At 42.6% G+C, this 21,928-nt stretch carries 19 protein-coding genes and 1 tRNA gene; 10 read left to right on the top strand and 10 right to left on the bottom strand.

What is annotated here, in order from left to right; all coding sequences use genetic code 11:
• Nucleotides 1–12 precede the first annotated feature (12 nt).
• Both cbiB and AC5JQI_RS04220 read right to left on the bottom strand, forming a co-directional pair.
• Entirely contained in the window at nt 13–990 is a 978-nt protein-coding gene (gene cbiB, locus AC5JQI_RS04225; protein ID WP_493913843.1) for an adenosylcobinamide-phosphate synthase CbiB, read from the bottom strand.
• Nucleotides 987–2,387 carry a cobyrinic acid a,c-diamide synthase CobB gene (locus tag AC5JQI_RS04220; RefSeq protein WP_493913842.1) on the bottom strand — a complete coding sequence of 467 codons (1,401 nt, stop codon included), beginning with the start codon at nt 2,385–2,387 and terminating at the stop codon, nt 987–989. The genes cbiB and AC5JQI_RS04220 overlap by 4 nt, the downstream gene beginning before the upstream one ends.
• 845 nt (nt 2,388–3,232) lie before the next feature.
• Between AC5JQI_RS04220 and cobA the strand changes: the two genes are divergently transcribed.
• The 6 genes from cobA (at nt 3,233) to AC5JQI_RS04190 (ending at nt 9,903) form a co-directional block, all read left to right on the top strand.
• Complete coding sequence (cobA, locus tag AC5JQI_RS04215) at nt 3,233–4,018, top strand: uroporphyrinogen-III C-methyltransferase (RefSeq protein ID WP_493913841.1); 786 nt, start codon at nt 3,233–3,235, stop codon at nt 4,016–4,018.
• 15 nt (nt 4,019–4,033) lie between these two features.
• Entirely contained in the window at nt 4,034–5,107 is a 1,074-nt protein-coding gene (gene cobD / locus AC5JQI_RS04210) for a threonine-phosphate decarboxylase CobD (RefSeq protein WP_493913840.1), read from the top strand.
• Nucleotides 5,100–5,969 carry a GHMP family kinase ATP-binding protein gene (locus AC5JQI_RS04205; RefSeq protein ID WP_493913839.1) on the top strand — a complete coding sequence of 290 codons (870 nt, stop codon included), beginning with the start codon at nt 5,100–5,102 and terminating at the stop codon, nt 5,967–5,969. The genes cobD and AC5JQI_RS04205 overlap by 8 nt, the downstream gene beginning before the upstream one ends.
• A gap of 575 nt (nt 5,970–6,544) precedes the next feature.
• The gene (locus tag AC5JQI_RS04200) at nt 6,545–6,952 is read left to right on the top strand and encodes a JHE-like toxin PirA (RefSeq protein ID WP_237387797.1); all 408 of its coding nucleotides are present in this window, start codon (nt 6,545–6,547) and stop codon (nt 6,950–6,952) included.
• Between the two features lie 124 nt (nt 6,953–7,076).
• Nucleotides 7,077–8,363, top strand: a complete 1,287-nt coding sequence (locus AC5JQI_RS04195) for a jacalin family lectin (protein ID WP_493913838.1) — start codon at nt 7,077–7,079, stop codon at nt 8,361–8,363.
• A 445-nt stretch (nt 8,364–8,808) separates the two neighbouring features.
• A complete protein-coding gene (locus AC5JQI_RS04190; protein ID WP_493913837.1) occupies nt 8,809–9,903 on the top strand; it encodes a PfkB family carbohydrate kinase in 1,095 nt (364 codons plus the stop codon).
• Nucleotides 9,904–10,085: 182 nt separating this feature from the next.
• Here the strand turns inward: AC5JQI_RS04190 and ybcJ are convergent, their stop codons facing one another.
• Entirely contained in the window at nt 10,086–10,298 is a 213-nt protein-coding gene (gene ybcJ, locus AC5JQI_RS04185; RefSeq protein WP_237388208.1) for a ribosome-associated protein YbcJ, read from the bottom strand.
• Nucleotides 10,298–11,173, bottom strand: a complete 876-nt coding sequence (folD, locus tag AC5JQI_RS04180) for a bifunctional methylenetetrahydrofolate dehydrogenase/methenyltetrahydrofolate cyclohydrolase FolD (RefSeq protein ID WP_493913836.1) — start codon at nt 11,171–11,173, stop codon at nt 10,298–10,300. Before folD ends, ybcJ begins: the two co-directional genes overlap by 1 nt.
• A 189-nt stretch (nt 11,174–11,362) precedes the next feature.
• On the opposite strand from folD, the gene AC5JQI_RS04175 reads away from it, so the two are divergent.
• The 4 genes from AC5JQI_RS04175 (at nt 11,363) to AC5JQI_RS04160 (ending at nt 16,259) form a co-directional block, all read left to right on the top strand.
• Nucleotides 11,363–11,439, top strand: a tRNA-Arg gene (locus tag AC5JQI_RS04175).
• A gap of 165 nt (nt 11,440–11,604) precedes the next feature.
• Nucleotides 11,605–12,819: a tyrosine-type recombinase/integrase gene (locus AC5JQI_RS04170; RefSeq protein ID WP_275387911.1), complete on the top strand. Its 1,215-nt coding sequence runs from the start codon at nt 11,605–11,607 to the stop codon at nt 12,817–12,819.
• A 350-nt stretch (nt 12,820–13,169) separates the two neighbouring features.
• On the top strand, nt 13,170–13,376 hold the full coding sequence (locus tag AC5JQI_RS04165; RefSeq protein ID WP_012987855.1) for a helix-turn-helix transcriptional regulator: 207 nt from the start codon (nt 13,170–13,172) through the stop codon (nt 13,374–13,376).
• Nucleotides 13,377–13,481: 105 nt separating this feature from the next.
• Complete coding sequence (locus tag AC5JQI_RS04160) at nt 13,482–16,259, top strand: DUF927 domain-containing protein (protein ID WP_275387912.1); 2,778 nt, start codon at nt 13,482–13,484, stop codon at nt 16,257–16,259.
• A 490-nt stretch (nt 16,260–16,749) separates the two neighbouring features.
• Here the strand turns inward: AC5JQI_RS04160 and AC5JQI_RS04155 are convergent, their stop codons facing one another.
• The 6 genes from AC5JQI_RS04155 to AC5JQI_RS04130 form a co-directional block, all read right to left on the bottom strand.
• The gene (locus tag AC5JQI_RS04155; protein WP_493913835.1) at nt 16,750–17,367 is read right to left on the bottom strand and encodes a hypothetical protein; all 618 of its coding nucleotides are present in this window, start codon (nt 17,365–17,367) and stop codon (nt 16,750–16,752) included.
• Nucleotides 17,368–17,524: 157 nt separating this feature from the next.
• Nucleotides 17,525–18,160, bottom strand: a complete 636-nt coding sequence (locus AC5JQI_RS04150) for a hypothetical protein (RefSeq protein ID WP_493913834.1) — start codon at nt 18,158–18,160, stop codon at nt 17,525–17,527.
• Nucleotides 18,161–18,321: 161 nt separating this feature from the next.
• Nucleotides 18,322–18,963: a hypothetical protein gene (locus tag AC5JQI_RS04145; protein ID WP_493913833.1), complete on the bottom strand. Its 642-nt coding sequence runs from the start codon at nt 18,961–18,963 to the stop codon at nt 18,322–18,324.
• 77 nt (nt 18,964–19,040) lie between these two features.
• Nucleotides 19,041–19,664, bottom strand: a complete 624-nt coding sequence (locus AC5JQI_RS04140) for a hypothetical protein (RefSeq protein WP_275374254.1) — start codon at nt 19,662–19,664, stop codon at nt 19,041–19,043.
• Nucleotides 19,661–21,130 carry a DUF2515 family protein gene (locus AC5JQI_RS04135; RefSeq protein ID WP_493913832.1) on the bottom strand — a complete coding sequence of 490 codons (1,470 nt, stop codon included), beginning with the start codon at nt 21,128–21,130 and terminating at the stop codon, nt 19,661–19,663. The genes AC5JQI_RS04140 and AC5JQI_RS04135 overlap by 4 nt, the downstream gene beginning before the upstream one ends.
• Complete coding sequence (locus tag AC5JQI_RS04130) at nt 21,120–21,926, bottom strand: DUF4123 domain-containing protein (protein WP_275374252.1); 807 nt, start codon at nt 21,924–21,926, stop codon at nt 21,120–21,122. The genes AC5JQI_RS04135 and AC5JQI_RS04130 overlap by 11 nt, the downstream gene beginning before the upstream one ends.
• Between the last annotated feature and the right edge of the window lie 2 nt (nt 21,927–21,928).

Raw genomic sequence — 21,928 nt, 5'->3', positions numbered from 1 at the left:
TATTTTTCCTCCTCAAGCCATCTCTGACGGCGATAACATCACGCTAAACAAACTATGCAGCAACGCAAACAGCAGGAGTGCCATCATTGATGCCATCATCATCATTTGCACAGAAAGTGGGATATCATCAGGAATGACTTCGCGTTTTGCCTCTCCGATCCACGGTTTTTCAACAAGCTGATTAAAATAGATGCCAGGCCCGCCAAGACAGATACCCAATGCTCCTGCCACCGTCGCCTCCGACCAGCCAGAATTGGGGCTACTGTGTTGATAGCGATCACGCCAACCGATACGCAGTGCCTGCCGGAAATCCAACCCCTGCCATTTCGCCGCCAGCGCCAGAAGTAACCATCCCGAACGTGCCGGTAACCAATTCGCCACATCATCCATCCGTGCCGAAAACATCCCCAGCGCCCGGTATCGGGGGGTTTTATAACCAACCATAGAATCGAGGGTATTGATTGCCTTATAGGTCATGGCAAGTGGAGCACCACCAAGCATCAGGAAAAACAGCGGGGCAATTACCCCGTCCACACTGTTTTCCGCCACAGTTTCAATGGCAGCACGGCTGATTTGTGGTGCTTGCAGTTGAGTGGTTTCCCGCCCGACAATTCTGGCTAGCTGTTCACGGCTGGCAACCAAATTATCTTGTCGCAATGCCTGATAAACTGCATCCGCCGCATCACTAAGGCTACGTCCTGCCAGAACGGTATAAATCAGCCAGATTTCAATCAAACAGCCCAACCAGAATGTCATGCCATAGGCGAATTGCAGAATCCAATAACTCGCCAGCCAGACACTGCCCACAACCACCAGCCATAACAGCACTCCACCCCATTTCAGGCTGATTTCAGTTTGGCAAATTCGGCGGATAATTTGTTCTGCCTGAGTGATAAACCGACCAATCCAGCGTACGGGATGCGGCCAATGAGGGGGATCGCCCAGTTTCATGTCCAAAAGAAAAGCAGCAAACCACAGTAATACCGTCATAACAGCCTCCGTGCTGCCGTCAGCCAGCGATGAAGCAAACCAGGGCGTTGGGCAAAATGGATATGTAGATATCCCGCCAGCGTATTGCCATTCTGGTAGCCTCCCTGCCAGTGTTTCTGTACTTTTTTGTGTGTGGACTGAGCAGAACCATCACGCCATTTCACACAGTCAAAAATGGGTGATTGCCCAGTGATAAAATCTGAGTAATGAAACTCATGCCCACGCAGTGTTTCCCCTCTCGCCACCAAGGGCGTATCCTGCATTGCCGTAGCTTCACAATAACCAAAACGTTGCAGGCGATCTCTCATCTGGCTTTCACCTGCAATCAACCCCACCATGTTATGCCGCGCACCTTGTGCGTCAGTCAGGGCTTCCCCGAGATACATCAAGCCACCGCACTCCGCATAAATAGGAATACCTTTTTGATGTGCCTGCCGTAATGCTGAGTGCATAGTGTGATTGGCGGATAGCTCCTGCGCATAAAGCTCGGGATACCCTCCCCCCAGATAAATCATCTGACACGCTGGCAATTGATGATCATGTAACGGGCTAAAACGTTTGATAGCAACACCTGCTTTTTCCAGCAGCAACAGGTTATTGGGGTAATAGAAATGAAACGCTTCGTCTTCCGCCAGAGCAAGCGTCAAACCCTGCCCCATAGCGGGATCGACGAGGGCATCAATATCTCCTTCCGGGAAATCAGACAATTGCGTCAGGGCCAATAACTTATCCAAATCTACCGATACTTCGATTTGCCGGGCCAAATGCGACCAACATTCATCCTGTTGTTCACCTCGTTCTTGTGCCGAAATCAGGCCAAGATGGCGGGAAGGAAGCGCAACATCTGCCATTACAGGAATTCTTCCCAAAACGGGAATGTCACAATAATGCTCAATAGCCTGCTTCAACAACTGAAAATGGCTGTCATGATTCACGCGATTTATCAGCACGCCAGCGATATTGAGCATAGGATCAAATTGCCGGAACCCCATCACGGTCGCCGCAATGGAAGTGGAAACCGCCTTGCCATCCAACAGTAAAATCACCGGGCAACCAAGCTGTTTTGCCATCGCTCCGCTACTGCAATAATTGGGATCAGCGCCATAGCCATCATATAGCCCCATAACGCCCTCAATGACAGCAACATCTTTATCAACCATGGCCTGATTAAACAGGCCATTCAAAATGGGAACAGGTAACATAAACGCATCAAGATTGTGCGAAGCGATGCCAGTTGCAACACGATGCCAGCCACCATCCAGATAATCAGGCCCGATTTTGAACGGCTGCACTCTCAGGTGACGATTCATCAATGCCCGCATGATGCCCAGCGCAATTGTCGTTTTTCCGCAACCACTACCTGTACCTGCTATGACAAAAGCATATCTCTGTTGCATCTGCTTTCTCCAAACATGTATATCCTTCGTCTTTCAAATTGCAATTGGATTGTCTGCATCTCGAAATACATTGAATATAAAATTATGTATTGATATTAGAATTTCAATATCCCATTTCCATTCATTGATATTTATCAAACAAACGTCATTTAGTTAATTCATGACAATAAAATCAGTCTCATCCAAATAGGACAGAATTAAAATTTTAATTTTATGTTAATAACAAAATGGAAGCATAGGTGTTAACATTATCACTACATTTTCACTTTAAAATAAACACAAATAAGAGAGACTGCTTAATTTTCAAAATACACAGTTTTTAATTTTATAAAAACATCCTTTATTCCTTTTGTGATCTTGCTCATGATTATTATATTAAGAAAAGGTTTTTATATTATGGCAAATAAAAATTAACACAAAGAAACCCATTTAAAAAACCAATAAAAACAAACTCAAGGCATTGAAAGATATAATCTTTTACCATAAAATCAAGCAACGCAATGCGCTAATAAAATGACAAGTTATTAATCACGGAAAATATCACTAATAGTTAACGATGATTATATTGAAAATAATTAATATTTTAAAAAATTGATATTTATATTGATGTAAATCAAATTTAATTTCATCGAATTAACGTGATAATGAAACCACCACAACGAAAACACAATAATAATAAACCCAATAAAATAAAAGCATGAAAATAATCATTTGCTCCTATGAAGAATGAAGATTGATATTTAATCATATATAAAAATATATTTTTCTTTTAATTATCTATCCTTAAATGGATTTCGTTTTGCCGTCTGGAAGACGGCAAAAATATACCCAATAGAGGTAATTCCATGAATAAAGGCAAAGTATGGTTAGTTGGTGCAGGCCCCGGGGAAGCAGGTTTAATTACCGTCAAAGGGCTGAACTGTATTCACTCTGCCGAGGTCATTGTTCATGACCGTCTCGTCAATCCTGAACTTATTGCTCAGGCACCAGAACAGTGCGAAATCATTAATGTGGGGAAAGAGCACGATTTCCACCCCATCCCGCAGGAAGAGATTAATCAAATTCTGGTGAGGTACGCGCAGGCAGGAAAGCAGGTTGTTCGCCTGAAAGGAGGCGATCCTTATGTATTTGGCCGAGGGGGGGAAGAAGTCGAGGTGTTGGTACAGAATTGCATTCAGTTTGAAATTATTCCGGGTATCAGTTCCTCAATCGGCGGATTAGCCTATGCGGGTATTCCGGTTACACACCGCGATTACGCATCAGGCTTTCATATCGTGACCGGTCATACCTCCCAAGGCAACGAACAGCAGAATTGGAATGTACTCGCCCAGTTGGAAGGAACCTTGGTTATTCTGATGGGGATGAGTCGTCTGACAGAAATCTGCCAACAATTAATGCTGCATGGCAAATCTCCCTCAACGCCCGCAGCGGTACTCATGTATGCTTGTCATCCCAAGCAAAATAAGGTTATAAGCACACTGGAAACCTTGGCCGCAAAAGTAGAAGAGAAAAATCTACATGCCCCAGCGCTGATTGTGATTGGTGATGTCGTTAATTTGAGTACAGCACTCTCTTTTGATTCGACTTTCCCCACGCTCAGTGAACTCTCTTCAAAAACTAAAAATTTTTAATGGGAAAGCAGGCACATGAGTGAACATGGTGGCAATATCATTGAAGTTGCTGAGAAATATGGCCTATCAGCCAGTCAACTGATTGATTTCAGCGCCAATATCAATCCTCTGGGCGCACCTGAACGGGTCAAGACGTTGATTAAAAATCAGCTCGCTTGTATCGAAAAATATCCCGATGTGGAATATCGCCATTTACATCAGGCAATCGCAACCGCTCATCAATGTGATTATACCTCGGTGATAGCGGGTAATGGTGCTACAGAACTGATCTACGCCGTCGTTCGTTACCTCTCCCCGAAACGAGCCTTGCTCCTCATCCCCAGTTTTACTGAGTATCATCGCGCCTTACAACATATTGAGGCGGAGATTATTGAGTACCCACTAACAGAAGACGCTGGATTTCAGCCCGATCTACGCCTATTGGATGCTCTTGCTAATATTCAACCCGATTGTGTTTTTATAGCCACACCCAATAATCCGACGGGTTTAATGCCTGACAACCAGTTCCTGCAATCACTGGTGGAATATTGCGAAATACAGGCAATCTCATTAATTATTGATGAAGCCTTTATTGATTTTATGCCTGATAACCGGGGAATGTTCCCTCAATTTCCGACCAATAAACATCTTTATATATTGCGTTCACTGACAAAATTTTTCGCCATTCCCGGGCTGCGATTGGGCTATCTGCTCAGTGGTGATATAGCCGGGATCGCAGAGATGAAAAAACAGAGAGAGCCGTGGTCAATCAACGCTTTTGCGGCTCTGGTTGGTGAGACTTTACTTGATGATCACTCTTATATTGCTGCCACACATCAATGGCTAAAATCACAGCAACATTATCTGTGGACACATCTTACTTTCTTTCCTGAACTGACCATCTGGCCTCCGTCAGCCAATTTCCTGTTCTTCCGCTGCAATAAACTCAATATTGATTTATGGCATTCCTTGCTTAAATATCGGATTCTTATCCGTCATTGCCAAAATTATGCAGGGTTAGATGAACGTTACTATCGAATCGCTATACGCAGTGAACGGGAGAATCAACGCCTGATTGCTGCCATGCAACAAGTGCTTTCACATGGCTGAAGCCTGCTGCCCTGCTTCTTGTGGCGAGCTTTTACAAGGATGGTTACTTGGGGGGGAAAAATTAATCTCCTGCCCGATTAATTGGTTCAGTTGTGTATCAGTCAGTGAAGGCACTCCCATACGACATGAACGACAGCGTATGCGCCAGATGGTAAATTTATTGCTGGATTACTGGCAGATTCCTCTGAAATTTTCTGCGGCCCTACGCATTGAATATCAATCAGCAATCCCGCTTGCCAAAGGCATGGCCAGCAGCACAGCAGATATCGCTGCAACCGCACATGCAACTGCAAAATTATTAGGTAAATCACTAAACAGTGAAACGCTTGCGCAACTCTGTGTAAAGCTAGAACCCACCGACAGTACTATATTTGAGAAATTAACGTTGTTTGATCATCTTACAGCCCAAACTCAAATTCCTTTCGACTGGCAGCCTGATGTCGATATTTTGCTTCTGGAAAGCCCACAAATCATTTTAACGGAAAAATTCCATCAGCAAGATCACCGTTCACAGCTGCTGGATAATGCTTCCCTGCTCCAACAAGCATGGGAAAAATTCCTCGCTGCAAACCAACAGCATGATAATTATCGTCTTGGTGAAGCCTGTACACTGAGTGCCATCGCCAATCAATCAATCCTGCCTAAACCCTGTTTTGAACAATTACGGGATTTAGTCGAACAAGCCGGCATTTATGGCTTGAACGTCGCCCATAGCGGCAGTGTAGTCGGCTTATTATTTAATTCACATTACCATGATGCGGATTATCTGCACTGGTGGCTGCGCCAAAAAAAGATGACTGAACATTACCCGCAAATTCATCATGTCAAACTGATTGCGGGAGGGGATATTACTTTACCCTGACATTTTACTCTGGCCATTCTTTTACATTTTCCTTATGCTAAATAATATAATTTAAAATATGTACCTAATGTATTTTAAGATGCAGCTGCAAAAATTGAAAGACAACGGGTATAGCCATTAGCCCAATTATATTGGGCTATATCCAACGTATTTTTGTTATTTACTTTATATAATATGAAACGAAAACTTAGCCCCATAACACTTAAATATAAGGTCAAACATAAATTATGTTTAGGGATAGCATGAAAACACATGCACCATCACACATATTAATCTTATCTAATCACTGAAAATACTATTCCTTAAAAGTATATAAATATTAAAACAAATAACTATTTTTTAGTTTTCACATAATCTCAAAAGCCAGATTAGAATACCTGTTGAAATAGTGCTTAGATTAAACACATTCAATAATAACACAGAACAATATCCAGAAGTAAAAGGCATTACAACGATATAAACAAGTCTATGTTTTAATGATAGGCAAAAGATAAAACACAGCAAAAAAGTACCTTATACACTAATAAATATATAATATATTTTATTCAACATTAAATTTAACAGGAGAATTCCTTATGATTACAATAAATATAAGTGGTGGTAGTATAAAAATTAGTAACAACATAGGATCAGAAACTGATATCAAAAATACACCTTTTTCAGAACCTCTTTCAATTAGTAATTATAAGGATATGACAATAGAGCCACATTCGTCTATCCAAGCAACAAGAACTGATACACCAATTATTCCTGAAACACGACCAAATTATTATGTAGCTAATTCCGGCCCTGCCGCATCAGTGAGAGCTGTTTTTTATTGGTCTCATTCTTTTACATCAGAATGGTTCGAACATTCATCTATCATTGTAAAAGCAGGAGAAGATGGAATATTGAACTCACCTAGCAATTCTGTATATTACAGTAAGGTTGTCATTTACAACGATACGGATAAACGGGCCTTTGTCACAGGTTATGACAAATAATGAGATAAAATATCATTTATCTACCCTATGAATATCAAGTTGCAGCCAACAAATCTGCAACTTGAAAGACAACCGGTATAATAAATAAATTTCAAATTATATTTTTAAGGTAAGAAATAAAATCATGAATAACGAACTTATGAACACAAATGAATCACAACCTTCAGAGACATTATCTTTAATTAATGAATCTATATTAACAGCACCTTATGCCGTTTCTACCCCTAATTATGAATGGGATATGTCATCAATAATAAAAGATGCCATTATTGGAGGTATAGGATTTATTCCCGGGCCGGGTTCAGCAATATCGTTTTTGCTAGGGCTATTTTGGCCGCAACAAACAGACAATACCTGGGAGCAAATTCTCCAAAAAGTAGAACAGATGATAGAGGAAGCGAATTTAAAAACTATTCAAGGAATACTGAACGGAGATATACAAGAAATAAAAGGAAAGATGGAACATGTGGAATATATGCTAGAAACCTCACCAGGCACTCAAGAAAGCCATGACGCATATATGTTCTTAGCGAGATATCTGGTAAGTATAGATGAAAAATTCAAATCTTTTGATAATAAAACAAATTATCAAATTCTTCCAATGTACACCAATACGCTTATGTTACAGGCACCTTACTGGAAAATGGGTATAGAGAAGAAAAATGATATTTTGCTAACAGATATAGAAGTTAATGAATTAAAACAGCTTATCGAAAATCTATATGCCAAGGCCAATAGCTATATTCATAAAGTGTATACCCGTGAATACGATAATGCGGTAAATACCTCAACAGCAACAACGATTACCAATAATTTATTGTCTGTAAGAGGGTATTGTTTATTACATGGATTAGAGTGCCTTGAAGTCCTTGATCATATACAAAATAATAATCTTGATCAGAGCTTCTATCCGAAAACTATCAGTTATTCTACTGTATTTGATCGCTCAACAAACAAAACAAGACTCCAGGCTCTTACCGAAGACGAGCAAATGGAAGAACCACTCAAACCCTCTTTTATTAATGGGGAATATAATAAAATAAAATCACTGATTGGATATGTACAGAGAATTGGAAACGCCCCTAGAGTTGGAGGTATAAAAATTACATTTACTAATGGATCATCTCATACTCTGGGTACAGTGACCTCAGAATCAAACTCAATTGAACTAAATGATAGTGTTATAACCAGTGTGGAAGTATGGGGAAATGGTGCTGTTGATGAGGCATTCTTTACATTAAGTGACGGTCGTCAATTTAGGCTTGGTCAACGCTATGCCAGTAACTACAGAAAATATGCTGTTGATGGCCACTATATTTCAGGATTGTACTTAGCCAGTGATGAGCCTTCACTTGCTGGTCAAGCCGCAGGTATTGCAGTTTCATATCATATATTGGTTGATAAGAAATAATATATGATAATTAGCAAGCTTCTAATTTCAAACTAAGCAAGTAAACGGATCTTCAGTCATATAGCGTGCTATATGACTGAAGAGTTATCTTTTCCTCGCTTTTAACTAAATTCATTACATCCTCCATTAATTTATCCAACGATAAAAAATACACAATGAAAACCAAACATTTGTTTGTTGTTTTTCTAGAAAAACGTAACCATTTGTTTAATAAAGTTTTATAGCAGGATAAAATATAGTTAGTTTAATATACGTATACGATATTCTTATTTTATCTATTTTTTTAGTATAAAATTCAAGATTAAAGTCACATTTTTATGCAAAATGTTCACTTTATATAACTTACGATCGTATTCTCATAATTGGAATCAAATATCAAAATAATCTTTACTGTTTATCAGACATGCAATACAACATTAGTATAAAAAATAGCTAAGAGCATGATATGTCGAAAAGGGAAAATCAGATATTGCAATTACTGAAGGCCGATCCTTTCATACAACAGCAAGAAATTGCTGATATCCTCGGGATTAGCCGCTCGTGTGTTGCAGGACATATTATGAACCTAAGTAAAAAAGGCTATATTAAAGGCAAAGGATATATTTTATCTAATGATATCTATACTGTTACAATTGGTGCTGCCAATATCGATTTAACAAGTTATACCTCTGCCAAATTAATTTATGAAGATTCTAACCCAGGGAAAATAATTTTAACGTCAGGGGGGGTAGGTAGAAATATTGCACAAAATATCGCTTTATTAAAAAATAAAAGCTACTTAATTTCTGTTATTGGTGATGACACGAATGGAAATACGTTGTTTGAAAAAACAAAATTAACCGGTGTTAATGTTAGTCATTTATATAAAATAGAAGGTGAAAAAACATCAATTTGCAATTCTATTATCAATGAGAATGGTCAATGTATAGTTGCTGTTAACGATATGTGCATTTTGGAAAAATTAACCCCAAATTTATTATCTCAATCCAGATCGTTAATCCAGCATGCAAGTGTGTTAGTCGTTGACTGCAACTTAACAGAAGAGGCATTGAAATGGTTATTTCAACATGCCAGAAATGTACCCATTTTTGTCGATACAGTTTCAAGTTCCAAAGCCCCCAAGATCCGCCATTGGTTATCCCATATCCATACACTAAAACCGAATCGTACAGAAGCAGAAACGCTCAGTGGGATAAAAATTAAAACTCAAAAAGACGCCGCTAATGCAGCTCAGTGGTTCCACCGACACGGTGTTCAACGCCTAATTTTAAGCATGGATGCAGAAGGTGTGTATTACAGTGAACTGGATAGCATATCGGGATGTTCACCTGCAATCCACACTAATATTATTAATGCCAATGGTGCTGGAGACGCTATGATGGCAGGGCTTGTTCATTGTTGGTTAGAAGGTATGGAACTGCAAGAAAGCGTTATTTTTGCGCAACAATGCTCAGCACTGACTCTATCCTCAGAGAATATTGATATCTCCCCCACAAAACCATTCATCCGACATTCCGCACCACTTTCAGGAATAAAATGATTCATAAGGTTAAACTTTTGTGGATGTATTCGTTCATTATGTTAGTTTACGCCGCAAGCAACGGGGGATTCGACCCTAAGAGATTAAATTTAATTTATAAAATAAAAAATCAGCACATTAAATACATACTGTACTGATTTTTTGGAAGACATCAGAGTTAGTGTTTAACCATCAAGTTACGGTTACGCCTCAACGCGAACACATTCACCATTAAAGGCAACAGCTTTACCAGCAGTAATCTTGCAGCGTTTGCGAGTCTCAACTTGTCCATCAACTTGAACTAAACCTTCTGCAATCACAACTTTCGCCGCAGCACCACTTTCACTCCACCCTTGTAACTTCAGCAAATCACACAATTCGACATAAGGGTGACTATCTAAATAAAAAATTTCCATCAATAACCTTCAGTTGTATCTACATCATGATATTCCTCGCAAGCTTGCAAGGTATTTTGAATCAATGTCGCAACAGTCATTGGGCCGACACCTCCTGGCACAGGAGAAATCCAACTGGCGCGTTCGGATGCATTATCGAAATCCACATCACCGATGACTTTGCCATTTTCCAGACGATTAATACCAACATCAATCACAATCGCATCCGGTTTAATCCACTCACCGGGAATAAAATTCGGCTTTCCGACAGCAACGACCAGTAAATCAGCCTGTTCAACATGCTGACGCAGATTTTTGGTAAAACGATGCGTTACCGTAGTTGTACAGCCAGCCAACAGTAATTCAAGACTCATTGGACGCCCGACAATATTGGAGGCACCGATGATAACTGCATTTAGCCCATAAGTATTGATATTGCAGCGCTCAAGCAGCGTTACAATTCCACGGGGAGTACAAGGGCGTAGTTTTGGCGAACGCTGGCACAGACGACCAATATTATAAGGATGGAAACCATCCACATCCTTATCGGGATGAATACGTTCCAGTACTTTGACATTATCAATGCCAGCAGGTAAGGGAAGTTGAACTAAAATACCGTCGATTTCCGTATCGGCGTTCAGGTTATCTATCAGGGAGAGTAATTCGGCTTCACTGGTGGTATCAGGTAGGTCATAAGAGCGGGACATAAAACCGACTTCCTCGCAAGCACGACGTTTACTTGCGACATAAATCTGAGAAGCGGGGTTTTCTCCCACTAAAACGACGGCAAGACCCGGCGCTCTTTTCCCGACGGTAACACGTTGTCTGACTTTTTCTGCAACTTCGCTTCTGATTGTCTGCGCAATCGTTTTCCCATCAATAATTTTTGCTGACATGTATTTAAGATTCCATCATCAAGTATAGGAATAGGGGCTATTTTGTCAGAACATGAAGCGCCTGTCAGTTTTATTGATAATAATAAAATGAACATATGAGCAAAAGACCATTGACTCATTTCATTATGCCCGTATAATCCCGTCCCACATCAACGTATTAGTGATGTTGATTATTTTGCATACCATAATGCGCCCTTAGCTCAGTTGGATAGAGCAACGGCCTTCTAAGCCGTAGGTCACAGGTTCGAATCCTGTAGGGCGTACCATCTATTCATATCTTAACGTCTTCCAAAGTCTACAAAACCCCAGTAAATACGCATTGTTAGCCTTTTTCCGTTCTTCTATAGTCCAGTCAGGTAGGTTGAAATCCACGATCTTATGGGGGTATATTTAGGGGTACGTTCAGGTTCAATGAAGTGAGATACCCCCAGATGAAGCTAACAGCCCGACAGGTGGACACTGCAAAGCCGAAAGAAAAATCTTATAAACTTGCAGATGGTGGCGGACTATATCTATTGGTTAACCCTAATGGCGCTCGCTATTGGCGGTTGAAGTACCGGATCGCAGGCAAAGAAAAATTACTCGCATTAGGGGTATATCCTGATATCTCCCTCGCAGACGCAAGAACCAAGAGAAACGAAGCACGGCGGACGCTATCGGATGGCAATGATCCGATAGAAGAAAAGAAAGCTGAAAAAGCAGCCAAAGCGTTTGCAGTCAGCAATAGTTTTGAATCCATCGCCATTGAATGGCACGAGCATAAACGCCCCAATTGGTCAAAAGGGTATGCCGAAGACATTCTGGAATATCTGAAAAAAGATATCTTCCCGTATATTGGTAAACGGGCTGTTACCGAGATTAAACCCGCCGAAATGCTGGCCGTGCTCCGAAAAATGGAGCAACGCGGTGTTTTGGATAAATTGAAAAAAACCAGACAGGCCTGTCGGCAAATTTTCACCTATGCCGTGATTACAGGGAGAGCTGAGTTCAATCCCGTTACTGATCTTGCCAGCGCACTTAAAGCACCGAAGCAAAAACACTTCCCACACCTTTTAGCTGATCAAATGAATGAATTCCTCGTCGCCTTGGCGGGTTATAGCGGAAGCGAAGTGACCCAATCCGCGACACGTTTACTGATGCTTACTGGTGTGCGTACCATCGAATTGAGAGAATCAGAATGGACTGAATTCGATTTCGATAAGGATATCTGGCAGATACCTGCTGAGCGAATGAAAATGCGCCGTCCTCACATCGTTCCGCTATCCAATCAGGTTAAAGCCATTCTTATCAAACTGCACTCTATTACAGGGCGTGGGAAATACGTTTTCCCCGGCCGTAATGATGCGGGTAAACCGATGAGCGAGGCCGCTATTAATCAGGTGATTAAACGCATTGGTTATGATGGCAGAGCAACCGGCCACGGCTTCCGCCATACCATGAGTACTATCCTGCATGAACAAGGCTATAACACGGCTTGGATTGAAACCCAGCTTGCCCATGTGGATAAGAACAGCATCCGGGGAACCTACAATCACGCCCAATATCTGGAGGGGCGCAGGGAAATGCTGCAATGGTATGCAGACCATATGGAGATGCTGGAACGCGGTGAAAATGTCTTGATCGGAAAATTTGGCAAAAGGGCGTAAAGATGCGGTGATTTTTCACACACCTGTGCCCGGGGTACAATAGCCTGTTTTTCATACAATTTAAGATGTGTGGTGATTTTTTATTCTGTGTTGGCAGTGCCAACACAGTTATTTTTTTATACAGAACATGGATGATGGATGTTTTTTAGACTGTGTTGGAGGCTCCAACAGTGACTAATTTTCATACAGCATACAATTCGGGAGCTGATACTCCCTGTAAACCGATAAATTTCACAAATGGAGTAAACAATTAACGCTGTTCATTTAATCTTGCTTTTTAAATAATCCGCCTGTCATCAAACAACGTCCACGATGAGCTCTCAAGGACTCGGTAACAGGAGATAAATAATATGACAATGACAGCACCGAAAGAAAATCTTATTCGTTTGCCCGAAGTTCAGCGCAGAACGGGTTATAGCAAGGCGTGGATCTACAAACTGATTAGTGATGGAGAATTCCCGAAACAAATCAAACTCGGCTCTCGTTCCATCGCGTTTATTGAATCAGAGATTGATAACTGGATTGCGCAGCGGATCGCAGGATCACGAGCGGCATAGCACAGAAAAGAACATAACATAATAAACAGAATATAAAAAAACAACGCCCCAGTGTGCTGGTACACATCTGAGGCGTCTGACCAACAACCGTTATATGGAGTAACGATGATGGCTGATATACAGCATACCCAAACTCACCCTAAATTTACACTTTCAGATAAGACCGCTCGTCAAAAAGCGCTCGATCTGATTCAGACCGTGAAAAAGTCCGCCATGTATCATTGGGAAAATCTGCTGCCTGCATGTGGCATTGATATTCCGGCCAAGGGTAAACATGGCGCTTGCCCGATCTGCGGTGGCACCGACCGTTTTCATTTTATTGATGATCACCATTACGGCAACTGGCATTGCCGCCAGTGTGACATTCCGAACTATGGCGATGGGCTGGATTTGGTAGCAAAAACCAAAGGAATTTCTATTACTGAGGCGGCGAAAATCGTTGCGGATGTACTGGCATTACCTTTGCCCGAACCTAAACCAGCCAGAAAAATCATTCAAACAACACAGCCGATTGCCGACAGAGTGGCAGCTCTGATGGCGCAAACTGTTGCCGGACAATCTCCCTATCTGGCCGCCAAAGGGCTGCATTGCCCTAATCAGAGGTTGTTGCCCGATAATTCAGCAGTGTTGCGACTCGCAACACTGGACAAAAAAGTAACAGGTGCGCAGATCATCAAACCGGATGGCGAGAAAAAATTACTCACCGGTAGCCAGAAGAAAGGTGCGTTTATTCCTTTATCAACGCTGGAAGATAACCCTGATACCGTCATCATTACCGAAGGTTACGCCACGGCACTCACGGTTAACCAACTCTGTAACGGCGCTGTTCTGGCAGCACTGGACGCAGGCAATCTGCTCTCCGTTGCTCAATCAGTCAGGGAACGCTGGCCAGAGACAAAAATTATTATTGCAGCAGATAACGACTGGCATCATCCCGACGAACTGGATAAAAACGGCAACCCAAAGGTAAATATCGGCAAGATTTCAGCAGAAAAAGTTGCCCTTGCGGTTAATGGTTGGGTTACGTTGCCCTCCACGGAATACAAAGCTGACTGGGATGATTATCGTCAGCAGCATGGCATTGAGTCAGCAAAACAGACATTCAGTAATGGGTTGTATCAGGTGGTAGAGAACGTAGCGGTGTCAAAATCTGTGACCGCTAATTCAGATGAATACCAAGAGAAAGAATACGACCCGCTAAAACCCCATATCGATATTCGCAAGAACGGAATTTACTGGGTTGAACCTAAAGAGCAAGGTGGCGAAATCGTCGAAGTTGAAAAATGGTTGAGTGATTACATGGAGATAGTCGGCATTGGCAATGATGGTAGCGAAGGCTATCTCATTATTAAGCTGCGTCAGGAAGGAACGGGAAAATGTATCATTGAAGCGCTTCCCCGCCGTGAAATCGGAATGCCGGTAGGCTGGGCAAGATTGCGTTCACGGGGAATGAACATCACCGTAAAAAATAGCCTATTGCCTGTTTTAGCTGAGCACCTGCAACGCAGCGGTGATCGCCGTGAATGGATTGTGACACAGAAAGCAGGCTGGCACTGCGGGGCTTATGTGATGCCGGACGGTGAAATCATCGGTCAGCCTTATATGCCTGTCGCGTTCAGTGGCGGCACATCCGCAATTGCAGGTTATGTGGTCAGAGGAACAGCCGAAGATTGGAAAATGCACGTTGCGTCATTACTGAAAGGCAACCGGTCAATGATGCTGGGCGTACTGGTGGGATTGTCTGCACCACTTAACTCACTGACAGGTGGTAGCTGCTTTGGTGTGCATTTATTCGCCCAATCCTCTGCAGGGAAAACCACCACCGTTGAGGCTGCCAGCAGCTTATACGGTGATCCCGAAGAACTTAAATTATCGTGGCACGGTACTAATCACGGTTTAAATAATGAAGCCGCTGCTCGTAATGATGGTTTCATGCCCATTGACGAAATCGGACAAAGTTCGAATCCGAAAGAAATCGCTAACAGTGCCTATAGCCTGTTTAACGGTGTCGGAAAAATTCAGGGGAAACGGGAAGGTGGGAACCGTGCGGTGATCCGCTGGAAAATTGCCGCCCTTTCAACAGGCGAGGAAGATTTAGAAACGTTCCTGATAAAAGGTGGGATCACCCCAAAAGCCGGACAGCTTGTCAGGTTGCTCAGTGTGCCCTTTATTGATACGGAATGTTTCAATGGCTATGAGGATGGTGATTCTCATGCAAGAGCCATCAAACGTGAATCCAAACGCTATTGTGGTGCAGCGGGTCGGGCATGGGTTCAATGGTTGTCTGTAAATCAGGAGCAGGTAATCGAAGTAACCGCCCGTAAAGAAAAAGAGTGGCTTGATGGCCTGCCAGAAGAAGCCTCAGCCCAAGTCAAGCGCGTTGCTGTTCGTTTCGCGTTACTGGATGCTGCCGGAGAGCTGGCAATCCATATTACCGGCTGGAGTAAAGAAGCGAGTCATGCGGCGATAAAGCAAAGTTTCGATGATTGGTTAGCTGATTTTGGCATCGGAAATCGGGAAAAATATCAGGTTATCACCCGTACTCGTGACTTTATCCAAAAATACGGGCTTTCACGCTTCCAACCTTATACCTACGGCAGGCCAAATGGTGATATTGATACATCACACGCCATGAGAATTAGCGATCTTGCCGGGTATCTGGTGCATAACCGTCGTAATGATGGGCAAGCGGAATACCACATTATTCCCAGTGTATTTGAAGCAGAGATATTGCAGGGATTACAGAAGAAATCCGGTTTTGAGGCCTTAGAAGAGGCCGGAATGCTGGTTAAAACGGAAAAAGATCGCTTTATCAGCAAAACCATTTCAGTAAACGGCACTCAGGGGCGATTTGTGGTGCTGATTTTCAGGGATGAAGATTGACTCTCACTTAGGGTTAAAAAAACGTTGGGATAACGGGATATTGGGATAAGAGAGATTTATTTTAAACTATATCAATAAGTTATAAATATTTTAATTATCCCGTGTTATCCCAGTATATCCCGTAACGTAGTGTTATTACAAAAATAAATATTATAACAATGGAGGTTATTCCGAAAAAAAATTTCTCTCTGGTAGGTATTAATATCTTGAATTTAAAGTAGTGACACACTATTACGGGATATGCTGGGATAATATGGGATAGAGTAACTAAATGAAATATATAATAAATATGCCATTTACCCCGTTATCCCGTGAAAATATGTGTAGTGGTATAGAGATAACCAATCGTAACGATTATGTTTCTTCGATTCTCCGAGTTACCGGGTGAATTCATTAGCCCGGTAACTCGGAGAAGACAAGCGCAGCGCGTCAGTATCGTTCTAAATAGCGAGTGTGAGAAATAATGTTCTCACACCCATCTGAGTTTACTTTACTGATTTACCCACGGTGTGGCTATTGCTAACGTGATCAAATATCGCTCTTCATCAGGATGCCGATCATCTTTGAAACGCGCTATATTCAGCATGATCTGATATTTGTCACCTGCTTGCCAAAAGGTCATTCCGGTTCCTTTCATCTTACGAAGACTGTCATGCAATTCTGGTGTATTAACCAAGGAATGGTATCCTTTAGTAAGCTTCCAGCCCGCTTTGCGCCACTGATCTTGTAAATCTAATACAATCTTGATCGCATCGTTGTAGAGTAACGGCTCAATTTGTGGCGACATACGTACACTGTTGATTATTCCATCAGTATACCGCACAACAAAAAATCGTGCGGGAAGGGTAACAAACCCATATTTCGGATCAGTAAAACGTAAACGCGCATCAGTTTTAGGTGTGTTGAACCCGATGTTATTAGGGTATTTGGGAGCAATATCTGCACTGGATCGCTGCCACATTGCCTCGTAGGGTTCACCAATCACCAGCGCTATCTCTGGTTTATCGGAAAAGGAATGGTAAAGATAAACGCTAGCCAGACCAAGAACGATTAATAATGCGAAGATTAATCCAGAACGTCGCCGACCTATGCGTTGTAAAAGACTCATTTTATACCTCGTCCTGAAGCAATAGCTTGTATCGTTTTTTCGATCACATTCCGTTTATTGTTATGTAGCAATTCATCAAAACGTTGTGCAGCGCTCCGCTTGACCGGGGTAATGTATTAGCCCGGTCAAGCGGAGAAGACAAGGAAGTGCGTCAGTGTCAGTCTGAATAATTCTTTACCCACGGTTTGGCAATCGCTAATGTGATTAAATATCGTTCTTCGTCAGGGTGTCGGTCATCTTTGAAACGCCCCAAATTCAGCTTGACCTGGTACCGATCCTCAGCTTGCCAGTAGGTTTTTCCAGGGCCTTTCATGTTACTAAGAGTGTCATGCCATTCGGGGGTATTCGCCAAGGCTGGAAATTCGCCAGCGCGAGTCAATACCCATCCTGCTTTGCGCCACTGATCTTGTAAATCCAGTACAATTTTGATTGCATCGTCATAGAGTAGTGGTTCGATTTGTGGAGACATGCGCACGTTCTCAATGATTCCTTTATTATAGGAAACAGTAAAAAATCGTGCAGGGGGGGTAATAAATCCGTATTTCGGATCGGTAAAGCGTAAGCGTGCATCCGTTTTTGGGATTCTGAATCCGATGCTATTATCATAGGGTGGGCTAATTTTAGCACTGGAGCGTTGCCGCATCGCCTCGTAAGGTTCGCCAATCACCAGAGCTATCTCCGGGTCACGTGAATAAAAGGCATGATAGAGGTAGATAATCGTCAGACCAAAAACAATGGATAGTAGTATGATTAAACTACCACGTCGTAGGCCTAAGCGTCGTAATAGATTCATTTTACACCTCCACCTGAAGCAATTGCTCGTATCGATTTTTCGACCGAATTCCGTTTACTATCACTGTATGATAACTCATTAAAATGTTGTGCCGCTCTCCGTATTATCGGATTAATGTATTAGTCCTGTAATACGGAGAAGACAAGCGCAACGCGTCTGTGTCAGTCTGAATAATTCTTTATCCACGGCTCGGCAATCTGCAATGTGATCAAATAGCGCTCTTCATCAGGATGATCATCATCTTGGAAAAGCGCTATATTTAACATTATCTGATACTGTTCACCTACTTGCCAAAAAGTTGTTCCAGCCCCCCCTTTCATACTACGCAGTTGAGCACGCAATTCTGGAGTGTTGGCTAAAGCTGGGCGTTCTTGAGCTTTGGTAAGTACCCAACCCGCTTTGTGCCACTGATCTTGTAAATCCAACACAATTTTGATCGCATCATCGTAAAGTAATGGCTCGATTTGTGGTGACATGCGTACGCTATTGATTATTCCATCATCAAACATAACAGTAAAAAATCGGGCTGGAGGGGTCACAAACCCATATTTGGGGTCAGTAAAACGCAAACGTGCATCCGTTTTTGGAGTGTTATACCAAGCGTGGCCAGGAATATGAGGATCAATAACAGCACTAGAACGTTGTCGCATTTCCTCATAAGGCTCACCGATCATCAAAGCTATTTCGGCGGGTTCGCGGGAATAAAAGGCATGGTAGAGATAAGCGGCGATTAAACTCAGAATGATTAATAAAGAGAAGGTTAAACCACTCCGTCGTTGGCCTATTCGTTGTAACAGACTCATTTTATATCTCATCCTGAAGTAATATCCTGAATTGTGGGTGTGAGAAGATAATATTCTCACACCTACCTGAGATTACGTTATGGCTTTACCCACGGCTCGGCAATCTGCAATGTAATCAAATATCGTTCTTCGCTAGGATGCCGATCATCTTTGAAACGCGCCATATTCAGCATAGCCTGATATAGATCGCCTGCTTGCCAAAAGGTCATTCCAGTGCCTTTCATTCGGCGAAGGCTATCATGCAATTCTGGTGTATTTACTAAAGGTTGGTATTCCCTAGTCAGCACCCACCCCGTTTTACGCCACTGATCTTGTAAATCCAGCACAATCTTGATCGCATCGTCATAGAGTAGTGGTTCGATTTGTGGGGACATGCGCACGTTCTCGATGATTCCTTTATTATAGGAAACAGTAAAAAATCGTGCAGGGGGGGTAATAAATCCGTATTTCGGATCGGTAAAGCGTAAGCGTGCATCCGTTTTTGGGATTCTGAACCCGATGCTATTATCATAGGGTGGGCTAATTTTAGCACTGGAGCGTTGCCGCATCGCCTCGTAAGGTTCGCCAATCACCAAGGCTATCTCGGCGGGTTCACGGGAATTAAAGGCATGGTAGAGATAAGCGGCGATTAAACTCAGAATGATTAATAATGCCAATATTAAACGCCCACGTTGTTGCCCCATGCGTTGTAGCAGATTCATTTGACACCTCCATTTGAAGCAATTTCTTTCAGAGATTCGGTGACCACACTTCGTTCATCACCCCGTAGCATCTCATCAAAACGCGTTGCTGCTTTGTATACAAATTCCATACGATTTTCTACATTAGAGAGTCTGGACGTGAGACCATCCAGTATACCATTGGTAAATTCGATTGTTCTGCCATCATCAGTAGACTTGCACTGAGCCGCGAGCGGTAGTTCAACAGGCTGTGTTATAGAAGTGTTACCAAGAGTATGGAACACCTGATTACCCCACAATGCTCCTACTAACCACCAATCACTGTACATGATGGTTTCTAAGATATTCTTTTGCTCGTGGTCGGCGAGGTGCCTAACGCCATCGGCAAGCCTTCCTTCGTCTATAGCTTTAAAGGCAGGTAGAATCTCTTTAAACGGAAGACCAAACTCCAACTTATCTTGACCTATCGGCCACAATATTGGGAACTGACTATTACCGTAGATATTTTTGCGTTCAGGCAGGCACGCTTCGAGTTCTTTCAATCCGCGTTGGTGGTAGAAGGCATGAAGTGGATATACATCCAGAAATAACGTTGCATTTCCAATCCCCATCATGTTAAACGAAAACTTGAATGTCTCGTATGTAGCGCCCTCGACAGCAACTGCACCGGATACAGTGGCGATTTCTATGTATTTTGATACTTCAGTTACTTTATTTTTTTTTCTGGCTTCTACACTTGCTTTTCCATCTTGTATAGCTTTGTCTATATCCTGAATAAAGATTGTACCTGAAAAAGCGGACATGAATGTTGAAAACTGAGGAAAAGCAACATCTACTCCCACCTTTGCTGCGCTCATTATCACACGTTTTTTGGCCGCTTTATCCTCCTCCATATTTTCGATCGTATCAGAAAAATTTACCAACCCACATCCCACTTGCTTCGAAGCAAAAGCAGCAAGACCAGCCCATTGAAAACGGTCATCCTTTAACCATATCTTAGCGTAAGTCTGATTGATGCGTTTATTACGCGCTATCGGGTCGGCAATCAGTTCACCGCCCTGACCCACAATCTCTTCAGCCTCTTTTTGATATCGGTGCCAGAGACATTCAGCGGTGAGTATAGGTACATCCACCACTTTTCCATATCTCTCATGAAGATAGGACTTACATTCTGCAAGAGATTTGGTGCTTCTGTGCAAGGTTAAGCTATCGTATCTATGTTGTTTAAAAAATTCGACTTCTTCCTTTCTGACAGGAAAGCGGGGAGATATTTCAATAAAAAGAGGTGCAGTCGTTAAAACTTCTTCACTGCTAACGCCATTCCCATCGGACGTTCCCTGAATAATAGTTGCTTCACCTTTTAGCAGCGTGAATGGCTTGTTAGGTATCGGTTTACCCGTGTAATCCGCCACAAGCCGAATACGAGCTGCCCGTTTAGCTAACTTATCGCAATCAGGACAAAAAACTGAATTATTATTACTCATCATACTTTTCCTGTTTTTTTTCTTGTTCCATTACCAGCAGATAATCCTGACCGGATATTTTTTCAATACGCTGCCCGGTGTCGAGTTTTTGTCTTAACCACTGTTCAATATGTTGCTCCAGTCTGCCTTCTGGTTGATCCAGTTGTTTTGCGATCTCTCCATGGTTTTCCCATAAATCGCAGGAAATTGAGCTGGTTAATACTTTCAAACCATACGGGGAGCGAAGCCAGACCGCTTGCAGATGCTCACCCAGCGTAAACGGAATTTCAGGGTTTCCTTCTCCGCAATCTTTGGGGCGGCAAAACGGCATCGGCTGTGGTGTGCCGATCATCAGTTCTGTGACAGGCGATAGCATCAGTGACCAGTCGCCAGGCGTGAAGGCAGGTATCATCGCGCCAAAAACACGGGCATCCATAATGCGGAACAGCACCTGTTCGCCATTCATCATGACCAGTTGCCGGTGTTGCCAGTGGGTAAGCTGCTCCTGCCAAGGTATATGACTGCGGTATGCCCAGCCCCAACTGTTATCACTGAGTGCGTGGCGCTCCAACATCTCCCCTATCTGGTATAGCCGGCTGCTTTTCGCCTGTACCAGCCATGGGCTTTGTTTCAGCATCTTGTGCATTGGCGTACCGCTGTAGAGCGGAAATGCCTGCTCTACCCAGTCGTTATGGTAAAACTGATCGACCGGATTGGGTTGCGCCAGCGAATTGAGGATAAAGAATACCGATGCATCATTGGATTTATTCAGCCATGCCTGCCAGCTTGTTGCTGTTTCTGTCATCATTTCTTCCGTCATTA

The sequence above is a fragment of the Xenorhabdus sp. XBWT genome, assembly GCF_059072735.1.
This window is presented reverse-complemented; position numbering and strand designations above follow the sequence as displayed.